A 16,875-nucleotide genomic window follows, 5' to 3' on the forward strand; every position below is an offset into this window, starting at 1 on the left:
TCATCAGACAAAACCGGACGGATACCGCTCACCTGGACCCTCCCCGAACAGAGGAGCCCAAGAAGCCACTAACATGCGGCTCCATGAGCTCCCCCACTGGGCCCGCGTCCGGCCTGCCAGTACGAATGCCGCGACCCCGCCAGCCCGGGCGGCACCGCCGACCCGAACCGCTGGTGGCTCCCGAGGGCGCGCCCGCGCTCGTCCTCGCGGTGCCCGGTACACCGAGCGCCGCCACGCGCAGCCTTGCCGAGGAGGTCGTGAGCATCGCCCGCTCCGAGCTGCCCGGCCTGGATGCCCGGATCGGCTACCTGGACGGGGACGATGCCGAGTTCCCCACCCTGCGGTCCGTCCTGTCGTACACGGCCGAGGAGCGCACCGCCCGCTACGAGCAGGCCGTCGCCGCCGGTGTCGAGGTCAAGGAGCCCGACGGCCCGGTCGCCGTCGTCGTCCCACTGCTGGCCGGTCCGGACAGTGCGCTGCTGCGCCGGGTGCGCCAGGCCGTCATGGACAGCCGGGTCGCCGCCGACCTGACCGATGTGCTCGGCCCGCACCCGCTGCTCGCCGAGGCGCTGCACGTGCGGTTGTCCGAGGCGGGCCTCGCCCGCGCCGACCGCGCCCGTCTGTTCACGGTGGCGACCGCCGCGGACGGCATCATCCTCGCCTCCGTGGGTGGCGACGAGGCCGTGCAGGCGGCCGGTATCACCGGCATGCTGCTCGCCGCGCGGCTCGCCGTGCCGGTGATGGCGGCGGCCCTGGACCAGGACGGTGCGATCACCTCCGTCGCCGAGCAGCTGCGGGCCTCGGGCTCGCAGCAGCTGGCGCTGGCGCCGTACCTGATCGGCCCCGAGATAGACCCGGGCCTGCTGCAGGCGGCCGCCGCCGAGGCCGGCTGCGCGACCGCCGAGGCGCTGGGCGCGTACCCTGCGATCGGCAAGCTCGCGCTGGCCAAGTACACGACGGCGCTGGGCATCGCCCCGCAGCAGCCGCAGGGCACTCCGGTCCGCTGACGCCGCACGGCACCTGTACGGCACAGGGCCCGCTCCCGGGACGGGGGGCGGGCCCTTCGCCTTGTGCGGCGGGCCCGGTGGGGCCGACGGCGGGCTTAGGGCCTGTCCCCGCCGGATCATGCCGCAGAAGCGGTACCTGGCCCGCCCATCTGCCGCGTTGTCGTCGGTTGCCGACGCTCCGCGTCGACGCCCTCCTCCGCCTTGCCGCCGGACGCACCAGGCCCCGCTCACCTGGGCTGGTTCGGCACCGCTGCTTTCCTGCGACTTGATCCGCCGGACAGGCCCTAACCGAAGACCACGCAGGAGGCCGCGGGCACCGCCACCGAGCCGTCGTAGCGCGGCATGCCGGTCAGTGGATCGATGGCGAACCAGGTGACCTCACCGGAGCGCTCGTTGGCCGCGTAGAGGAAACCGCCGCACTGGGCGAGAGCGCGGGGCCAGTGGCCGCCGCACGGGACGGTGCCGGTCAGCCGCAGCCCCTCCCCTTCGACCGCGAACACGGACAGGACGTCCTCGCCGCGGGTCGCGGTCCACACGAAGCGTCCGTCGGGCGAGACGACGATGCCCGAGGGGTAGGCGTCGCCGGCCGGGGCGCCGGGCAGCACCGGGGTCTCGGTCAGCGGCTTCAGGGAGCCCCCTTCCGCGTCCCAGCGGCAGACGGTGACGGTCGGGGTGAGTTCGTTGACGACGTAGACGTGTCCGCCGCCGGGATGGAAGGCCAGGTGGCGAGGGCCGGATCCGGGGCGCAGCGCGACCTCGCGGTGCACGGTCAGGGTGCCGCCGTTCAGGGTGCAGACCCGGACCGAGTCGGTGCCGAGGTCGACGCTGACCGCCCAGCGGCCGCTGGGGTCGGGCTGCACCTGGTGGGCGTGCGGCCCGCGCTGGCGTCGCTCGTGCGGACCCGAGCCGGTGTGCTGGAGCACCCCGGAGGCGGCGCCCACGAGAGTGCCGTCGGGGCGCACGGGGACGGCGGTGACGCTGCCGGAGCCGTAGTTGGCGGTCAGGACGTGCCCGTCGAAGCGGCTGAGGTGGGTGGGCCCGCTGCCGCCGACCGGGACCGGCGGCCCGGCGAGCCGTGGTTTGTCGTCGTGGACGTGGTAGGCGGCCACCGCGCCGTCGGCGGTCTCGCTGACCGCGTACAGGGTGCGCCCGCCGGGCGCGAGCGCGAGATACGACGGGTCGGGGACACCGCCGACGCTCTCCAGGAGGGCCAGGGCGCCGCTGTACGGGTGGACCGCCGCCGTGACGACCCCGGGCCCGCCCGCCGCCGTGAACGACCCGATGAACGCCCTTTGCCGCCTGCCGCCGTCTGCCACCGCTGTCCCCTCTCGGTACGAGCCAGTACGAGCCGGTACGGGGCCGACGGTAGCAGTTTGCGGTCTAGACCAAGACGTGCGGGTCGGCGCGTCTCAGGCGCCGACCAGGGGTGACCCCGCGGGGGTGCGCAGGGGTTCCGAGAGTTCGGCGAGGGCGCGTTCCAGGCCGTGCAGATGGGCGAGGGCGGGTTCCGCGGGCGCTTCGGCGGGCCACGTGATGTGCTCCGAACCCCTGGTGAGCGCCTCGACGGCCGCTTCGACGCGCCAGCAGGCGGCGGCCAGCCGGGCGTCGTGGGAGGCCTCAGGGTCGGCGGCGACGGCGACCAGGCCGCGGATCTCCCGGGCGCAGTCGTCCAGCAGGGTGAGGACCCGGCGGACGCGGCGCTTGCGGCCGAGCATCGGGTTGAGCGGGTGCACGAGCGGCGCGACCGAGAGCCGTACCCGGCCGAGCAGCTGCTCCAGTTCGGCCACCCGTGGCGCCGGGTCCGCGCTGGGCGAGCCGGCGAGCCGGGCCGCGGCCTCGGCGGTGCAGGCGTGGACGCAGCGCAGGGCGCGCTGGATCCAGGCGTCGGTGGTGAGGTGGGTGGTGACGGGCAGCACGAACAGCACGGCGAGTACGGCACCGAGGGCGCCGACGCCGGTCTCCGCGAGGCGCAGGGCGAGCAGGCCGGGGCTCAGGACGCCGAGGAGGCCGTAGAGCAGTTCGGCGAGCAGTGTCACCCAGAGCATCATCCAGGTGTAGGACACGGCGGCCGTGTAGAAGATGCCGAAGACGGCGACGGCGACGAGGACCGCGGTGGGGGCCGGTGCGCCGTGCACCGGGACGGCGATCAGCAGGCCGAGGCCGATGCCGATGACCGTGCCGAGCACCCGGCGGAAGCCGCGGACCAGCGTCTCGCCGCGCGAGGCGGTGTTCACGAAGATCCACCAGGTGGCACCGACGGCCCAGTACCAGCGCTGTCCGGACACCAGATGGCCCACGATCAGCGCGAAGCCCGCGCCCGCCGTGGCCTGGACGGCCTGCCGGGTGGTCACGCGGGCCAGGCCGGTGCCGGCGGGCGGGGCGGGCGCGGCCACCGGGGACAGCCGGCGCTCGTAGCACCACAGTCCGAAGCGCACCGCCGCCGCGGCGAGGACGGACAGCACGACGGCGGCGTACAGCTCCGGCAGCTGTCCCGCGGTGGCGTGCAGGAACTGGGCGATGAAGAAGGTCATGAAGGCGAAAACGCCGAGGCTGTGCCCGCGCGGCCCCCAGCGGCGCGCGTACACACCCGCGCCGACGACAGCGAGGAAGGCGATGTCCCGCGCCACGGGGTGGTCGTGCAGCTCGGCCGCGACGGCGAGCACCGGCAGGCCCACTGCGGGCAGCAGCGCGGTGGTGACGGCCTGCCCGCGGACGGTGGTGTCGGTGACCGTGAACAGGGCGAGCAGCGCGGCGAGCCCGCCCGTGACGGCGCCCGCGAGGGAGTGTCCGGCCAGGCCGCAGACGACCACCGCCAGTGCGATGCCGAGCACGGCCCGCGCGGCGAACCGCAGCCGCAGCCGCCCCGGGTCCGGAGCCACGAACACCCTCTTCAGCACTGCTTTCCCGCCCCCTGTGGACACTGGCATGAAAAAGGCGCCGCGGGATCCGCAGCGCCATCGACGCCTCCATGACAGCATCAACGGGGTCACTGGCTCAAGTGAGCTCCGCATCACTGAACCATTGGTACAACCGAGATCGGTCGACATCGTCCGGCGACGGGCCAACGGACCAGGCCGGACGGCTCATCCGCACTGCTGTGAGCTGTGCCATTGGTACTGTCGTCGGTGATCATCGAAGGGACGAGGAGGCCGGCGCACCATGGCCGTGGACGAGCTCGACACCCGCATCCTGCGACTGCTCCTGGAGCAGCCGCGCACCAGCGTGCGCGAGTACGCCCGCATCCTCGGCGTCGCCCGCGGCACCCTGCAGGCCCGGCTGGACCGTCTGGAGCGGGAGGGCGTGATCACCGGCACGGGTCCCGTGCTGTCCCCCGCGGCGCTGGGCCATCCGGTGCTGGCCTTCGTGCACATCGAGGTCACCCAGGGCCACCTCGACGACGTCGGGGACGCGCTGGCCGCCGTGCCGGAGATCGTCGAGGCCTTCTCGATCACGGGCGGCGGGGATCTGCTGACCCGGGTCGTGGCGCGGGACAACGCCCATCTCGAGGACGTGATCCAGAAGCTGATCAGCCTGCCGGGCGTGGTGCGCACCCGGACGGAAGTGGCCCTGCGCGAGCGCGTCGCGCACCGGCTGCTGCCCCTGGTGGAGTCGGTCGGCCGGACGGCCGCGCGCACCTGACGCTTGGCATCCTGGACGCCATGAGCAAGCCCGGCCGACTCGGCACTGTCGCGGTCGTCTTCGACCTCGACGGAACGCTCGTGGACAGTGAGCCCAACTACTACGAAGCGAGCCGGGAGACCCTCGCCGAGCACGGCGTACGCGGCTACACCTGGGCGGACCACGGGAGCTACGTCGGGGTCAGCACCCTGGAGACGGTGATCGTCTGGAAGGAGCGATACCGCCTGACCGCCCCGGTCGACGAACTGCTCGCCGCGACGAACCGCCGCTATCTGAGGCTCGCCCGCGCCCGCACCCGTGTGTATCCGGAGATGCGCAAGTTCGTGGAGCTGCTGGCTGCCGAGGGCGTCCCGACGGGCGTGGCCTCGGGCTCCTCCCCGGAGGCCATCGAGGCGGTGCTGGCGGGCACGGGCCTGGACGCGTATCTGCGCACGGTCGTCTCGGCCGACGAGGTGCCCCGTGGCAAGCCCGCGCCCGACATCTTCCTGGAGGCTGCGCGGCGCCTCGGGGCGGCCCCCGCGAACTGCGTGGTCCTGGAGGACGCGGCACCGGGCGCGGCGGCCGCGCACGCGGCGGGAATGCGCTGCATCGCCATCCCGTACGTCGCCGCGCAGGCCGACGCCCCGGAGTTCGCCACCGCGGGGCTGCTCCTGCGGGGCGGCCAGGCGGAGTTCACGGCGCAGTCGGCATACGCGTGGCTCCTGGGCACGGGCAAGCCCTGACGGACGGCGTGGCGCAGGTCCGTGAACGGGGGCGTCGCCCGGTCGGCGCAGTCCGAGCAGGAACTGTTCTTCGGATGTGTCACGGCCCCCTCGGCCAGCAGCCGCATCAGTCTTGCGACCCCCGGGTGGCCCGCGGCGGCGTACGGCGGTCGTGGCACGACGAGCGCGGGGCGGTGCCGGTTTCTACGGTGATCGCAGGAATCCACGACGCGGTGGACCGCTCCGGGCGGAGGCCCCATGACCACAGTGCAGGCCGACTCCACGGAGCTGGTCACCGACGAGCGACGCTGGAAGGCGCTCGCGGTCTGTCTGACGGCGGGTTTCATGACCCTGCTCGACACGTCGATCGTGAACGTGGCGCTGCCCTCGATGGAGCAGCGGCTGCACGCGGCGCAGGCCGACCTGTCCTGGGTGGTCTCCGGCTACGCCCTGACCTACGGCCTGTTCCTCGTGCCCGCGGGCCGGCTGGGCGATCTGCGGGGCCGCAGGGAGACCTTCATCGTCGGGGTCGCCCTGTTCACGGTGGCCTCGGCGGCCTGCGGGCTGGCGCCGACCGCCGGATGGCTGGTGGTGTTCCGGCTCCTCCAGGGCGTGGCGGGAGGCATGATCGCGCCTCAGGGGTCGGGGCTGATCCAGCAGATGTTCCAGGGTGCCGAGCGCGCCCGGGCGTTCGGCATGTTCGGCAGTGTCGTCGCCGTCTCCACCGCGGTCGGTCCGCTGGCGGGTGGTCTGCTGATCGAGGCGTCCGGCAGCTGGCGCTGGGTGTTCTTCGTCAATCTCCCCATCGGCGTGGCCGTGTTCGCCGCGGCGCTGCGGCTGCTGCCCGAGTCCCCGCCGAAGGGCTCCGGGGAGGGGTTCGACGTGCCGGGGGTGCTGCTGCTCGGTGCCGGTGCGCTGGCGATGATGCTGCCCCTGGTGCAGGAGCAGGCGTGGCCCGGGCGGCGCAAGTGGGTGCTGGTCCCCGTGGCCGTGGCGCTGCTGGTGGCGTTCTGGGTGTGGGAGCGGCGGCAGGGGCGGCTGGGGCGGGGGCCGCTGGTCGACCTGCGGCTGTTCAACCGGCGGTCGTTCACCTGCGGGTCGCTGCTGAGCCTGGTGTACTTCGCGGGCTTCACCTCGGTCTTCTTCGTGTACACGCTGTTCCTGCAGAACAGCCTGGACTACAGCGCGTTGGCGGCCGGGCTGGCCGCGATGCCGTTCGCGGTCGGCTCGGCGGTCGCCGCGCTGGCCGGGGGACGGCTGGTCGTCCGGTACGGCCGCAGACTGGTGGTCCGGGGGCTGTGCGCCGTGGTGCTGGGCCTGCTGGGGACCATGGCGGCGGTGTGGCTGGTGCCGGGTGTGGGCGTGGGGTGGGCCGCGGCGCTGCCCCTGCTCGTCGCCGGGGTCGGCTCGGGCCTGACCACCTCCCCCAACACCGCGCTCACCCTCGCCCGCGTCCCGGTGCGTCGGGCCGGCGCGGCCGGAGGGGTGCTGCAGATGGGGCAGCGGGTCGGGTCGGCCGCCGGCATCGCCGCCGTGGGCGCGGTGTACTTCGCGCACCTCGCCAACCACGGCCGGGCTTCCGGAGCACTGCAGCTGGGCGTGCTGACGGCTCTCCTGTTCGTCCTGGCCGGTCTGGCCCTGGCCGTCGCCGACCTGGGCGAACGCGCACCGCAGTCCTGACCGTGGCGTCTCCTGGGCAGAGCCGGATCCCCGCCCCTACGACCGCTTCCGGGGCCTGCCCCGCTTGGTGCCCTGCGCGCCGCCGGAACGGCCCCGTGGGTTCCGCGCCGCGGACTTGCCCGCGGCGGGCTTCTTCTCGGGGCGCTTGCCCTTCTCCTGCGCCGGGGGCTGGGCGCGGCCGCGGGTGCTGTTGACCGTCCGCCCGCGCACGATGCCGATGAAGTCCTCGACCAGGTCGGTGGTGGCCTCCTCCGGCCAGGACAGGGCGATGCTCGACCGGGGGCCGTCCACGACCGTGCGGTAGGTGAGGTCCCTTCGGTGGTGCAGCCGCGCCAGGGACTGGGGGACGACCAGCAGGCCCACGCCCGCCGCGACCAACTCGATGGCGTCGGCCGTGGTGGCGGGGCGTTCGAAGGCGGGCTCCCCGGGCGGGCTGTCCCAGTCGAAGACGTCGTCGAGGGGGTGGAAGAGGACCTCGTCGGCGAGGTCGTCCAGGGTGACCTCCTCGGCCGCCGTGATCAGGTGGTCCTTGGGGACCACGACCACCGTCGCCTCGGTGTAGAGGGGGATCGCGCTGAAGAACGTACGGTCGACCGGCAGCCGTACGAACCCGGCGTCGGCCCCGCCGTCGCGCAGCACGTCGGGCGCCTCGGCGGCCGTCACCTGGAGGAGAGTGAGGGGGACGTCGGGCAGGCGCTCGTTCCAGATCCGTACCCACTTGGCGGGCGTCACGCCGGGGACGTACGCGAGCCGGAACGACGGTGTTTCCTCCGAGCCTGTCACCAGGCCAGGTTACCGGCCGTGGTCGGACCTCCCGTACCCGGCCGATACCCTTGACCTCATGAGTTCGCAGCAGACCGGCCAGACGATGAAGCCCGCCACGGCGGCGAAGAAGCTGGGTGTGTACCTCCCCGCCACCCCCGCCGAGTTCCAGGAGGGTGTCGTCTCGCGCGCCGAGCTGAACGAGCTCCAGGCCGATCCGCCCGAGTGGCTGCGCGAGCTGCGCGCCAACGGCCCCCACCCCCGCCCCGTGGTGGCGGCGAAGCTCGGGGTGTCCATCTCGGGTCTGGCGCGTGCCGGGGTCACCGAGGCCCTCACCACCGAGCAGATCGAGGCGCTGAAGCGGGAACGGCCCGAGTGGCTGGAGAAGGAGCGCGCCACCCAGGCCGAGGTGCGCAAGGAGTCGGTGCGCGTCAAGAACCTGAAGCGGGACAAGGAGCAGGGCGCCGAGCGGGACTGAGACCCCGCCCCGCTCGGGTGCGGCCCGCTCACCCGCCCGACGGCACCTTCAGCCGGTCCCAGCTGACCTTGCCGGGGATGCCGTCCGCGTCCTTGCCCTTGAAGCCCAGCTTGTGCTGCCAGGCGGCGTACGACTTGCGGTCGGCCTCGGTCCACTCGGGGCTCGGCCCGCTCTCGTAGTGGCCGCAGCGCTCGGCGACCAGTCGGCGGCCCATGGCCGTGATGACGGGTGATCTCTGCCCGATGTGGAAGAAGCCGCTGCCCGGGAAGGGCGCGTGTGCCGGCTTCGGCGCGGGCTTGGGGTCGCCCGGGTCCTTCCCGCCGCCCCGGCCGGCCAGCCGCTGGGCGATGCGCCCCCGCATGCTGTCCATCGTGAAGCCGCGCGGGTCCTGCTTGCCCGGCTGCCACTCCTTGTGCCCGATGACGGAGCGCTCGAACCAGCCGTGGTGGCGGCAGATGGCGGCCGAGACCTTCTCGATGGCCTCCTTCTGCGCCTCGGGCCAGGGGTCCTTGCCGTCGCCGAGGTTGATGCACTCGAAGCCGTAGAAGTGCCGGTTGCCGTCGACGTCGGCCTCGTTGTCGTGCGGCAGTCTCGTCTCGTTGACGACGGCGTGCAGAACGTCGCTGTCGCCGAGGCCCGCGTGGTTGGCGCGGCCGTTGCCGACGAGGTGGACATGGCCCTGCTTGTCGATCACGCCGTGGCACAGCGGGCCGGGCAGGCCGGAGTAGCCGTTGTAGCAGATGTCCACGGAGTTGGCCGTGCCGGAGGTGACGGTGTGGTGGATCACGACACCGTTCACCGGTCCCCAGGGGCCCTTGCTGTTGCGGTTGTGGTGACGCCAGTCGCGCACCTCGTGGACGGTGACGCCCTCGGCACGCAGGATCTCCACCAGCTTGGACGCGCTCATCGGCTGGGCCATCAGCGGTCTCCTTCCACGGCGGCCTCGGCCGCCGCTGTGGTCTGTGAGCGGCCGCCGGAGGGATCGGCCTCCGCGGCCTGTTCCTCGCTCGCGGCCTGTTCCTCGGCCGCGAGCGTCACCTCGTCCGCCGCCGGAATGCCGACGGCCAGCGGTCCGAAGGCCAGGCGCAGGTCGACGGTGCCGCCCTCGCCCCTGACCAGGGCCAGCGGCGCGAAGTGCCGGGCGATCCCGGCGGGCGCCGTCAGCAGGGGGCGGCGGGCCGGGTCGGCGGGCCACTCGACGCTGCCGGTGGCGGTGCGGGCGGGGATCAGCCAGTGGTCGCCGGTGCGGTAGCCGCCGCCCTTGGCGAAGTACACCTCGACACCGTCCTCCAGGGGCAGCCACTCCCCCTCGGTGACGGGCACCCCGCCGCCCTTCAGGACAGCGGTACGGCCCTTGCGCCGCGGCCCCTCGCGGTGGTCCCAGCGACGCAGGAACGGATGCAGAGGCGGCAGCCGTCCCACGCCCGGGTCCGGTTCGCCGGAGAGGCGGACGCGCCGGCCCGGCAGGTCCAGTTCCTCGACCCGCAGCAGGGGCAGCGGTTCGAGGCGGGAGGCGTACGCGGTGTCGGTGAACTCGACGAGGTCACCGACGTCCAGGTCCAGCTTGTCGTCGAGGCCGAGGGTGGCCAACTGCACCCAGGTGCCGTCGAGTTCGTCGACCGGGAAGACCACGGAGCCGTTCTCCCGGGACCACTTGAAGGTGGCGTCCTTCGCCTCGCCGCGCGCGTGCACCTCCACCCGGTACAGCTGGTTCTCGGGGCCGCGGTAGCGGGCGTCGGGCCGGACCAGGCACGGGTCCTCGTCGGCGTGCTCGGGCCGCTCGCTGCGGGCGGCGAGCCGCGCCGAGGGGGCGGCCTGGCGCTGCGCCCAGCGGTCGAAGGCGGCGCGCACCACCTCCTTGGAGGGTTCGGCATCCTCGATCTCCAGCTCGGCCAGGGACAGCGGCAGGACCTGCCAGACGACCTTGGCGCGGACGGCGGTGTCGGGCAGTGCGGCGCCGAGGGCGACCTCGCGCAGCGCCGGGTCCTCGGCTGCCGAGACGGCGCGCTCCCACACCTTCAGGTAGACCAGGAACGGTGTCTGGGCGGGCGAGGGCAGCCGGTCGCCGGGCTTCTCCGGGTCGCGGAAGCCGTCGGGCTGGTTCCAGTAGTCCCAGTACGTCTCCGCCGTCGGCGCCGGCTCCGGTTCCGCGGCGTCCTCGTCCGGCACGGGCGTGCCGGGTGCCGGGCGGTCCGCGTCGCACAGGATGCCGTCCACGTAGTAGCGGCCTCCGTGGATGTACAGGGTGTCGATGTCGTGCTTGCCGCCCACGTACTCGATGCGGAAGCCGGTCGCGTCGCGCGGTCCGCCGTGCCGGCCGATCAGGTCCGCGGTGAGGGTACGGGCCCGGTGGAGCTGGATCGCGGTCTGCTCGTTGAGGTCGGCGTCGAGCTGGACGCGGCCCTGCTGGGCGAGGACCGCCGAGTAGTGCCGCTCCGGACGGAACGTGGCGCGGGAGAGGTCAGCGTGCATGGAAGGGGTCCCCCTGGTTCGGGATGTCTCGGATCAGGCGTAGGAGGTGCGGCTCGGCTCACGTCACGAAGAAGATCCCGGCGTCGGTGCCCGCGGGCGTGTACTCGGCGAGGCGGGCCCGCAGACCGTCCTCGCGCTGCGGCCGGTACAGGTCGTGGAAGGCGCCGAGTTCGGCGCCGTCGTCCGCGCCGCGCCGAATCTCCTCGGCGCACCGGTTCGCCAACTGCCCGTACCAGGGCGCCCCATAGCGTTCCGATGCGAACAACGGCCGTACACGTGCGGCCTGTTCGGGTCCGGCCAGGTCCGGCCGGCAGCGGTAGCGGCGCGGGGTGCGTGAGCCGGGCGGGACGTACGAGTACCGCATGCAGCCGATGCCGCGCCGGGCCACGTGCAGCCGGCCGGTGAGGACCGAGTTCTCGGCGATCCGTAAGGCGTGCGTGTGGATCTCGCCGATCACGGTCGTCCGGTGCAGATGGAGCACGACGTGGGCGTGGCGGCAGTCCGGTGCGGAGAGGGCCTCGCGGTCGTGGCCGGTGGCGTCCAGGACGCTGTCGCGCAGGTGGATGTCGAGGGGGTCCTCCGCGACCTCGTCGCCGATGACCTCGATGGTGCCGAGGATGCTGTGCTCGATCTGGAGGCAGGCGGTGGTGCGTTCCAGGACGATGCTGGGCTCGTCGGGCGAGTGTGGCTCGCACTCGGGCTCCAGCGACCAGCCCGGCACCAGTGTGGAGTGCCGGACGACGACGGCGCCCATCGGGCCGGTGATGTTGATGCCGCGTCCGGCGACCAGCAGCCCGTCGAGGACCAGGCGGGGCCGCTCGTGCGGGGCGCAGTCGTCGGACACCGCACGGATGTTGAGGGCGTCGGGGCGGTTGCTGTACCAGTCGAGCAGCCGGATCACCGGTCGGGTGCCCTCGGCCGCCCGCAGTTCCAGCCGGTCGCCCGGATCGAGGTCGAAGTCCAGCTGCTCCTGGTAGGCGCCGCTGTGCGTGATCTCGATGATGCCGGTGCGGTCCGGGCTGCGCGCGTCCTGCCAGGCGCGGTAGGCGTCCATGATCCTGCGGTACGGCTGCTGAGGGCCGACGCGGTAGAGGTCGGCGTCGGGCCGGGGCTCGCGGTCCGCGCGCTCGTACTCGCCGCCGCCCATGTCGGCGACGGACGCGTGGTGGTAGTCCACCCATACGCCCTGCCGGGGCGCCGACCGCGACCCGAAGGCGATCCGGCCCAGCTCCGGGTCGACGGCGATCTGGCCGCGCCTGGGGCGGTAGCGCCAGTCGGAGAGGTCCGCGACCACGATGTCGGACGGCGGTACGGGCCGGTCCTCGCCGTCGCGCCGGATGACGAGGCTCTTGCCGGGGCCGTAGTAGTCGGCGAGCCGGTCGTGCAGCAGGCGGCGGGTGATGAACGCCGGGACGTTGTCGACGGCGGCGGTGGGGGTCCCCCCGCTCGAGCGAAGTCGAGAGTGGGGGAGGGCGGGTGAGGGTTCCGGGACGGGCTTGGTGACCAGGGGGGTGTCGTTGCCGAGGATGGAGAAGGTGTAGAGGTTGCGGGCGCGGTCGATGCAGTAGGCCGGGGAGGCGGTGAGGGAGTGGGACTTCAGCCGCCAGACGAAGAGCCCGACCCCGGCGCAAGTCCAACCGCTTTGCCTCCGGGACGAGTCGGCACGGCGTACGTCAACGGTCCTGGCCGCCTCGTCGAACGGGCCGCCCGCGAGGGCGAGTCCCGCGCCGTCGCGCAGGTCGAGGAGGCGGCCGCGCTCCCCTCGCCGGCCGGTGCCGTACAGCTTCACCGGCTGGGTGTGGGCCACGTGCCGGGACAACTCGACCGCGCGGGCGGGCCACTCGGCCACCTGCTCGGCGAGTTCCTCCAGCAGGTGGAGGGTGCCCTTGCGGCGGCGGTGGGCGACGGTGGCGGCCACGTCCGCGCGCGGGGCGATGGCCTCGGCCAGGGCGTCCCGGCCGCCGCCGTGCAGACCGGTGGTGAGGACGCGTTCGTAGCCCGGCAGGGTGCGATAGCCCACGAGGTCGCCGAGGTACGGCAGCACCCAGGGGGCCGCGGTCTCCACGAACAGATCCTCGTAGCCCTGCTGGACCCCGTCGCGGACCCGGTCGAGCTGCTCGGCGATCACGGCGAGCAGGGCGCGCAGCGGCTCGCCCTCCTCGGCGTCGCGCAGCCGGTGCCAGCGGGGCAGCAGCTCCGCGAGCCCGTCGGGCTCCCGGGGCTTGACCGGGGCCGACGTCTCCAACTGGACATCCGGCGAATGCGCGGCCATCACTTGACCTCCGTGAGAATCAGGGTGTCCGCGGCCCGTGCCGACAGCAGAGCGAGCTGGGCGGGGCGGATGCCGCGGAAGACGAACACCGTCCGGCCCTTCGCCAAGGGCCGGGTGTCGGTGATGTCGGGGTTGAGGCACAGGAGTTGGGCGAGCGGGATGCCGTACCGGGCGCAGACGGCCGACAGGGTCTCGCCGTGCTCGTCGCGGACGGTGTGGGTGCGCTCCTCGTACGTGGCCTGGTGCGCCGGTACGGACGGCCCGGGTGTGCCGGGTCCGGTGAGCAGCGCGGTGAGCTCCTCCGGGCCGGCCGAGGCGGGGACCCCGGTGAGGACGTCGACGTCCACGTGGTCGACGCCGGGTACGGAGTGCGCCGTGGCCAGCAGCTCGGAGAGCCGGGCGGGCTGCCCCAGTTCCCGGCCCTCGTAGCCGAGCCGTCGCAACAGGGCCTGACGCAGCCGCGGTTCGACGATCTCCCAGGAGTGGTCCGGAGCGACCTTCACCTTGGCGGCGACCAGCAGCAGGACGAGTTCGCGCACGTCCACGCGGACCGGGAGGTTCGGGTCTCCGTACTCCGTCAGCGCCCCGCGCAGGGCGCGCAGCAGGTCGGAGTCGTCGGCGATCGGGACGTCGTCGGTGCCCGCTACCGTCACATGCAGCACGCGCCGGCGTCCGTCGAACAGCTCGCGGGCCGCGGCCCGGCCGATGCCCGCCCGTGAGCGGGCGAAGTCCTCGTAGTCCGCCGGGGAGACCAGCCGGTCCAGGGCGGAGACGGCGAGCGGGACGGTACGGCGGGTGAGGCCCGGCCCGTCCGCGTCCGCGCCGCCCGTGGCCGGACGGGGGTTGGTGACCGCGGTGACACCGAGCGGCCGGGTGAGGGGCTGGGTGATCCGGTCGGCCGGGACGTCGGCGGCCCGGCCGGTGCCGAAGCGGTAGCGGGCGCGCACGTTCTCGTGGCCGCTGGGCAGCCGCGCGCCGTGGACGCCGTCGCCGAAGGTGACGGTGGTCCGGCCGTCGGACGCGGTGCCCGTGATGTACACCCGCTCGGTCGGACCGCGCCCGGCGAGACTGTCGGCCTCGTGCCACAGCACCCCGTCGACACGCACCTCCAGGACGGGGGTTGCGCCGAGCGAAGCGAGATGGGGGTACCCGCGGCCGAAGGCTGGGGGAGGATTGTCCGCGGCGAGCCAGGTCAGCGGGGACTGCCAGAGCGCGAAGGTCTGGTTGACGCGGTCGGAGTCCCCGCTGCCGATGGCCTCCTCGCGGCTCTCGCCGTGAGTGGCCTCGACGACGTTGCCGAGGATCCGGACGCTCGCGCGGCGATAGCGGTGGACGAGGTCGGCGGTGAGGGTCAGCCGGGTGTGCACGTGGTCGCCGGGCAGCCGTGGATCGACGGCCGGGTCGGCGGCGGCGAGCGTGACCACCTCGGTGGCCGTGACACCGGTCGCGCCCGGGATGTCGGCGCGCTCGCCGCTCACGACGAGAGTACGGCCGGGGCGCAACCCGTCGTACAGCTCGGCGAGTTCGATCTCGTTGCCGTGCACGTCCTCGCCGAGCGGCTCGTCGGCGGGGCGCAGCGGCTCACCCGCCGCGTGCACCGTGGTGTCGCGGATGTGGGAGAGCAGGACGTCGAACTCGTCCAGCCAGGGATCGGCGAGGGTGAGTTCCGTGCCGCGGCCGGTGATGCCGTAGTCGGAGTACGCCGCGGTGCGCGCCGCCGCGACCTGAGTGGTGACGAAGGCCAGCTTGGCGTCGCCGGGTACGGTGGCTCCCTTGGCCGGGCGCTGGACGGCCACCCAGCTGCCGACCGTGATGCCGTCGTGCACGCTGTCCAGCTGGAGGACACGGAAGTTGACCGGCTCCGGCTTGCTCGCGATGACGACCTCGACGTTGGGCTCGGTGCTGCCCATGGTGTACCTGAGGGACACCTCGTACTCCCCGTGGGTGACCTGCACGGGCGCCCCGGGGCGCAGGGTGAACTCCTGCGGTGTGCCGTTGTGGATGCCCACATGGACCGTGCCGTCCTCCTCCGGCCGGGACACGAACAGGGTGCGCTCGGGCAGGCCGGAGTGGAGACGGGCGGTGACGCCGGGCTCCTCGGCGACGGCCGGGCGGCGGTTGAGCCAGCTCAGTTCGCGGTCCTGGGCGGCGCGGGTCGACAGGTCGACCTGGCCGGGGCCGAGCGGGAACGTGAGCTGCTGGGTGACGGGCAGGTTCTCGGCACGCTGGTCGGAGCTGCTGCCCTCGACGTACTGGAACTCCGCCCGGACCGGCACCTTGCCCGCGGTGTCGTACACCACGCGCATGCTCGCCAGCACCGCGCCCGTCAGCGGCCAGTCCGCGGTGCGGATGACCCGGCCGCGGTCGTCCTGGACAGGCTTCAGCGGGGCCGTGGCGCCGAAGGGGGCCGCGGTGACGCGCATCACGAGCAGCTCCCGAAGCAGCTGCGCGGTGCCCGGGGCGGCGGCCGTACGCCAGGCCGGGTAGAGGCTGCCGAGCCCCGGGTCGAGGGCCGTGAGGAGACGGGCGGTGTCGGTGCCGGGACGGTGGGGGCGGCCGCCTGCACGGGGTGCGGGGGCGGTGGAGCGCAGGGCGGGAAGGATCCTGCTCAGGGTCTGGAGGGCGGCGTGGTGGGGGTCGCGGGCCGTTCCCTTCTGCGCATCGGTGCCGACCACCGCCCCGGACAAGGCGTCGGAAGCGGCAGTATCGGCAAGCTGCGCGGGCGCCAACTCTCCCGCCCGCTCGGCGAGTTCCGCCAGCACCGCCTCCAGCTGCTCGAACCACGCCGCCACGTCCTCGTACGGCTCGGCGAGCACCTGGGCCTCGCCCAGGCGGGCGACGGGGTCCGCGAGGCGGGTCGCGAGGCCGCCCGGGGTCTTGATGCCGTCCAGGTCGGCCCGCAGCGGGGCGAGGACCTGGTCGTCGAAGTCCTCGATCAGCCGGCTGACCGGACGGGGGTTGGGGACCTCCGGCGTGGGGGGCTCGTCGCCCGGCTCGCCCGGCTCGCCCGGGTCCACCGGCCCCGCGGTCCAGCGCCGTACCTCGTCGACGAGTTCCTTCAACGCGGGCGGGGCCGACTTGGGCAGGGAGATCGCGGTGATCTCTTCCTCACGGTCGATCCGGACGTTCACGACGGGCAGCAGTTTCCGTTCCCCGCCCGCCTGTTCACCGAAGACGAAGAGCAACTGGTCGCCGGTCCGCAGGGAGTTCGCCGTGCCCTCGACGAACAGCTGCGAGCGGCGGTCGAGGTCGTCGGGGGTGATCAGGGAGGGACGGCGGCGCCGCACCTTCAGCTCGTTCCAGTCCCAGCGGGCGGTGAGGTCGCGGCCGGTCTCGAAGGTCAGGGACTGCTCGTCGGCGGAGGCGGGCACGCTGTGGCTGCGCGCGCCGCGCGGGATCAGCACCGGCATGGCCTCGGCGCGCGGATCGCGTTCGAGGGTGTAGGCGAGATGAGTGCCGGCCGCCACACCGGGTCGCGGGCGGTGGCCGACGAGCCGGCCGAGGAGCACCAGCATTGATGCGCGCGGAGTTGACGGAACAAGGTGCCTTCCGGCCACCCCCGGAGAAGGTTTTGTGAAGGTCAATTCCCGGTATTCACACGCCACGCCCCCGCGCCCTCGACAGCCGGTGCACAGCTTCTGCACAGCGGCCGTCCGCGCGGGGAGGCGGTCGGATCCCGGCTCCTGCGGGAACCCCCAAGGACGCCGCGCGGCGGTGGCGCGCGGGCCTGCACACCATCTCCAGGCCTTCTCCAGTCGTACACAATCCACGGTGGCCGGTTCCACCAAGGTCACCTCCACGGACCGTCGTCTCCACCGGCCCGGGGCGTTGTCAGTGGGCTCCTCTACAGTTCCCGTCACTTGA

The 16,875-nt window shown here is 73.5% G+C and carries 12 protein-coding genes; 5 read left to right on the forward strand and 7 right to left on the reverse strand.

What is annotated here, in order from left to right:
- Positions 1-83 precede the first annotated feature (83 nt).
- Entirely contained in the window at positions 84-1,007 is a 924-nt protein-coding gene (locus N8I87_RS05305; protein ID WP_263205932.1) for a sirohydrochlorin chelatase, read from the forward strand.
- A gap of 284 nt (positions 1,008-1,291) precedes the next feature.
- Here the strand turns inward: N8I87_RS05305 and N8I87_RS05310 are convergent, their stop codons facing one another.
- Both N8I87_RS05310 and N8I87_RS05315 read right to left on the reverse strand, forming a co-directional pair.
- Complete coding sequence (locus N8I87_RS05310; protein ID WP_263205934.1) at positions 1,292-2,323, reverse strand: lactonase family protein; 1,032 nt, start codon at positions 2,321-2,323, stop codon at positions 1,292-1,294.
- A gap of 93 nt (positions 2,324-2,416) precedes the next feature.
- Complete coding sequence (locus tag N8I87_RS05315) at positions 2,417-3,904, reverse strand: FUSC family protein (protein ID WP_263205936.1); 1,488 nt, start codon at positions 3,902-3,904, stop codon at positions 2,417-2,419.
- A gap of 262 nt (positions 3,905-4,166) precedes the next feature.
- Between N8I87_RS05315 and N8I87_RS05320 the strand changes: the two genes are divergently transcribed.
- The 3 genes from N8I87_RS05320 to N8I87_RS05330 all read left to right on the forward strand — a co-directional run bounded on the left by N8I87_RS05320 (position 4,167) and on the right by N8I87_RS05330 (position 7,027).
- Positions 4,167-4,646, forward strand: a complete 480-nt coding sequence (locus N8I87_RS05320; RefSeq protein ID WP_263205939.1) for an Lrp/AsnC family transcriptional regulator — start codon at positions 4,167-4,169, stop codon at positions 4,644-4,646.
- Between the two features lie 20 nt (positions 4,647-4,666).
- Positions 4,667-5,368: an HAD family hydrolase gene (locus N8I87_RS05325; RefSeq protein WP_263205941.1), complete on the forward strand. Its 702-nt coding sequence runs from the start codon at positions 4,667-4,669 to the stop codon at positions 5,366-5,368.
- A 237-nt stretch (positions 5,369-5,605) separates the two neighbouring features.
- Entirely contained in the window at positions 5,606-7,027 is a 1,422-nt protein-coding gene (locus tag N8I87_RS05330) for an MFS transporter (protein ID WP_263205944.1), read from the forward strand.
- Positions 7,028-7,063: 36 nt separating this feature from the next.
- Here N8I87_RS05330 and N8I87_RS05335 read toward each other — a convergent pair whose 3' ends face one another.
- Complete coding sequence (locus tag N8I87_RS05335) at positions 7,064-7,810, reverse strand: LysR family substrate-binding domain-containing protein (RefSeq protein WP_263205946.1); 747 nt, start codon at positions 7,808-7,810, stop codon at positions 7,064-7,066.
- 58 nt (positions 7,811-7,868) lie between these two features.
- Between N8I87_RS05335 and N8I87_RS05340 the strand changes: the two genes are divergently transcribed.
- Positions 7,869-8,267, forward strand: coding sequence for a DUF5997 family protein (locus N8I87_RS05340; protein WP_263205947.1), 399 nt, complete (start codon positions 7,869-7,871; stop codon positions 8,265-8,267).
- Positions 8,268-8,295: 28 nt separating this feature from the next.
- Here N8I87_RS05340 and N8I87_RS05345 read toward each other — a convergent pair whose 3' ends face one another.
- From N8I87_RS05345 to N8I87_RS05360, 4 genes are read right to left on the reverse strand one after another with little or no spacing between them, the layout of a single operon-like run.
- Positions 8,296-9,186 carry a peptidoglycan-binding protein gene (locus tag N8I87_RS05345; protein ID WP_263205950.1) on the reverse strand — a complete coding sequence of 297 codons (891 nt, stop codon included), beginning with the start codon at positions 9,184-9,186 and terminating at the stop codon, positions 8,296-8,298.
- The gene (locus N8I87_RS05350) at positions 9,186-10,739 is read right to left on the reverse strand and encodes a DUF6519 domain-containing protein (protein WP_263205952.1); all 1,554 of its coding nucleotides are present in this window, start codon (positions 10,737-10,739) and stop codon (positions 9,186-9,188) included. Before N8I87_RS05350 ends, N8I87_RS05345 begins: the two co-directional genes overlap by 1 nt.
- A gap of 58 nt (positions 10,740-10,797) precedes the next feature.
- Positions 10,798-13,011, reverse strand: a complete 2,214-nt coding sequence (locus N8I87_RS05355) for a hypothetical protein (protein WP_263205954.1) — start codon at positions 13,009-13,011, stop codon at positions 10,798-10,800.
- Positions 13,011-16,526 carry a putative baseplate assembly protein gene (locus tag N8I87_RS05360; RefSeq protein ID WP_263205956.1) on the reverse strand — a complete coding sequence of 1,172 codons (3,516 nt, stop codon included), beginning with the start codon at positions 16,524-16,526 and terminating at the stop codon, positions 13,011-13,013. Before N8I87_RS05360 ends, N8I87_RS05355 begins: the two co-directional genes overlap by 1 nt.
- Positions 16,527-16,875: the final 349 nt, after the last annotated feature.

It is taken from the genome of Streptomyces sp. HUAS 15-9 (assembly GCF_025642155.1).
GTDB lineage: Bacteria > Actinomycetota > Actinomycetes > Streptomycetales > Streptomycetaceae > Streptomyces.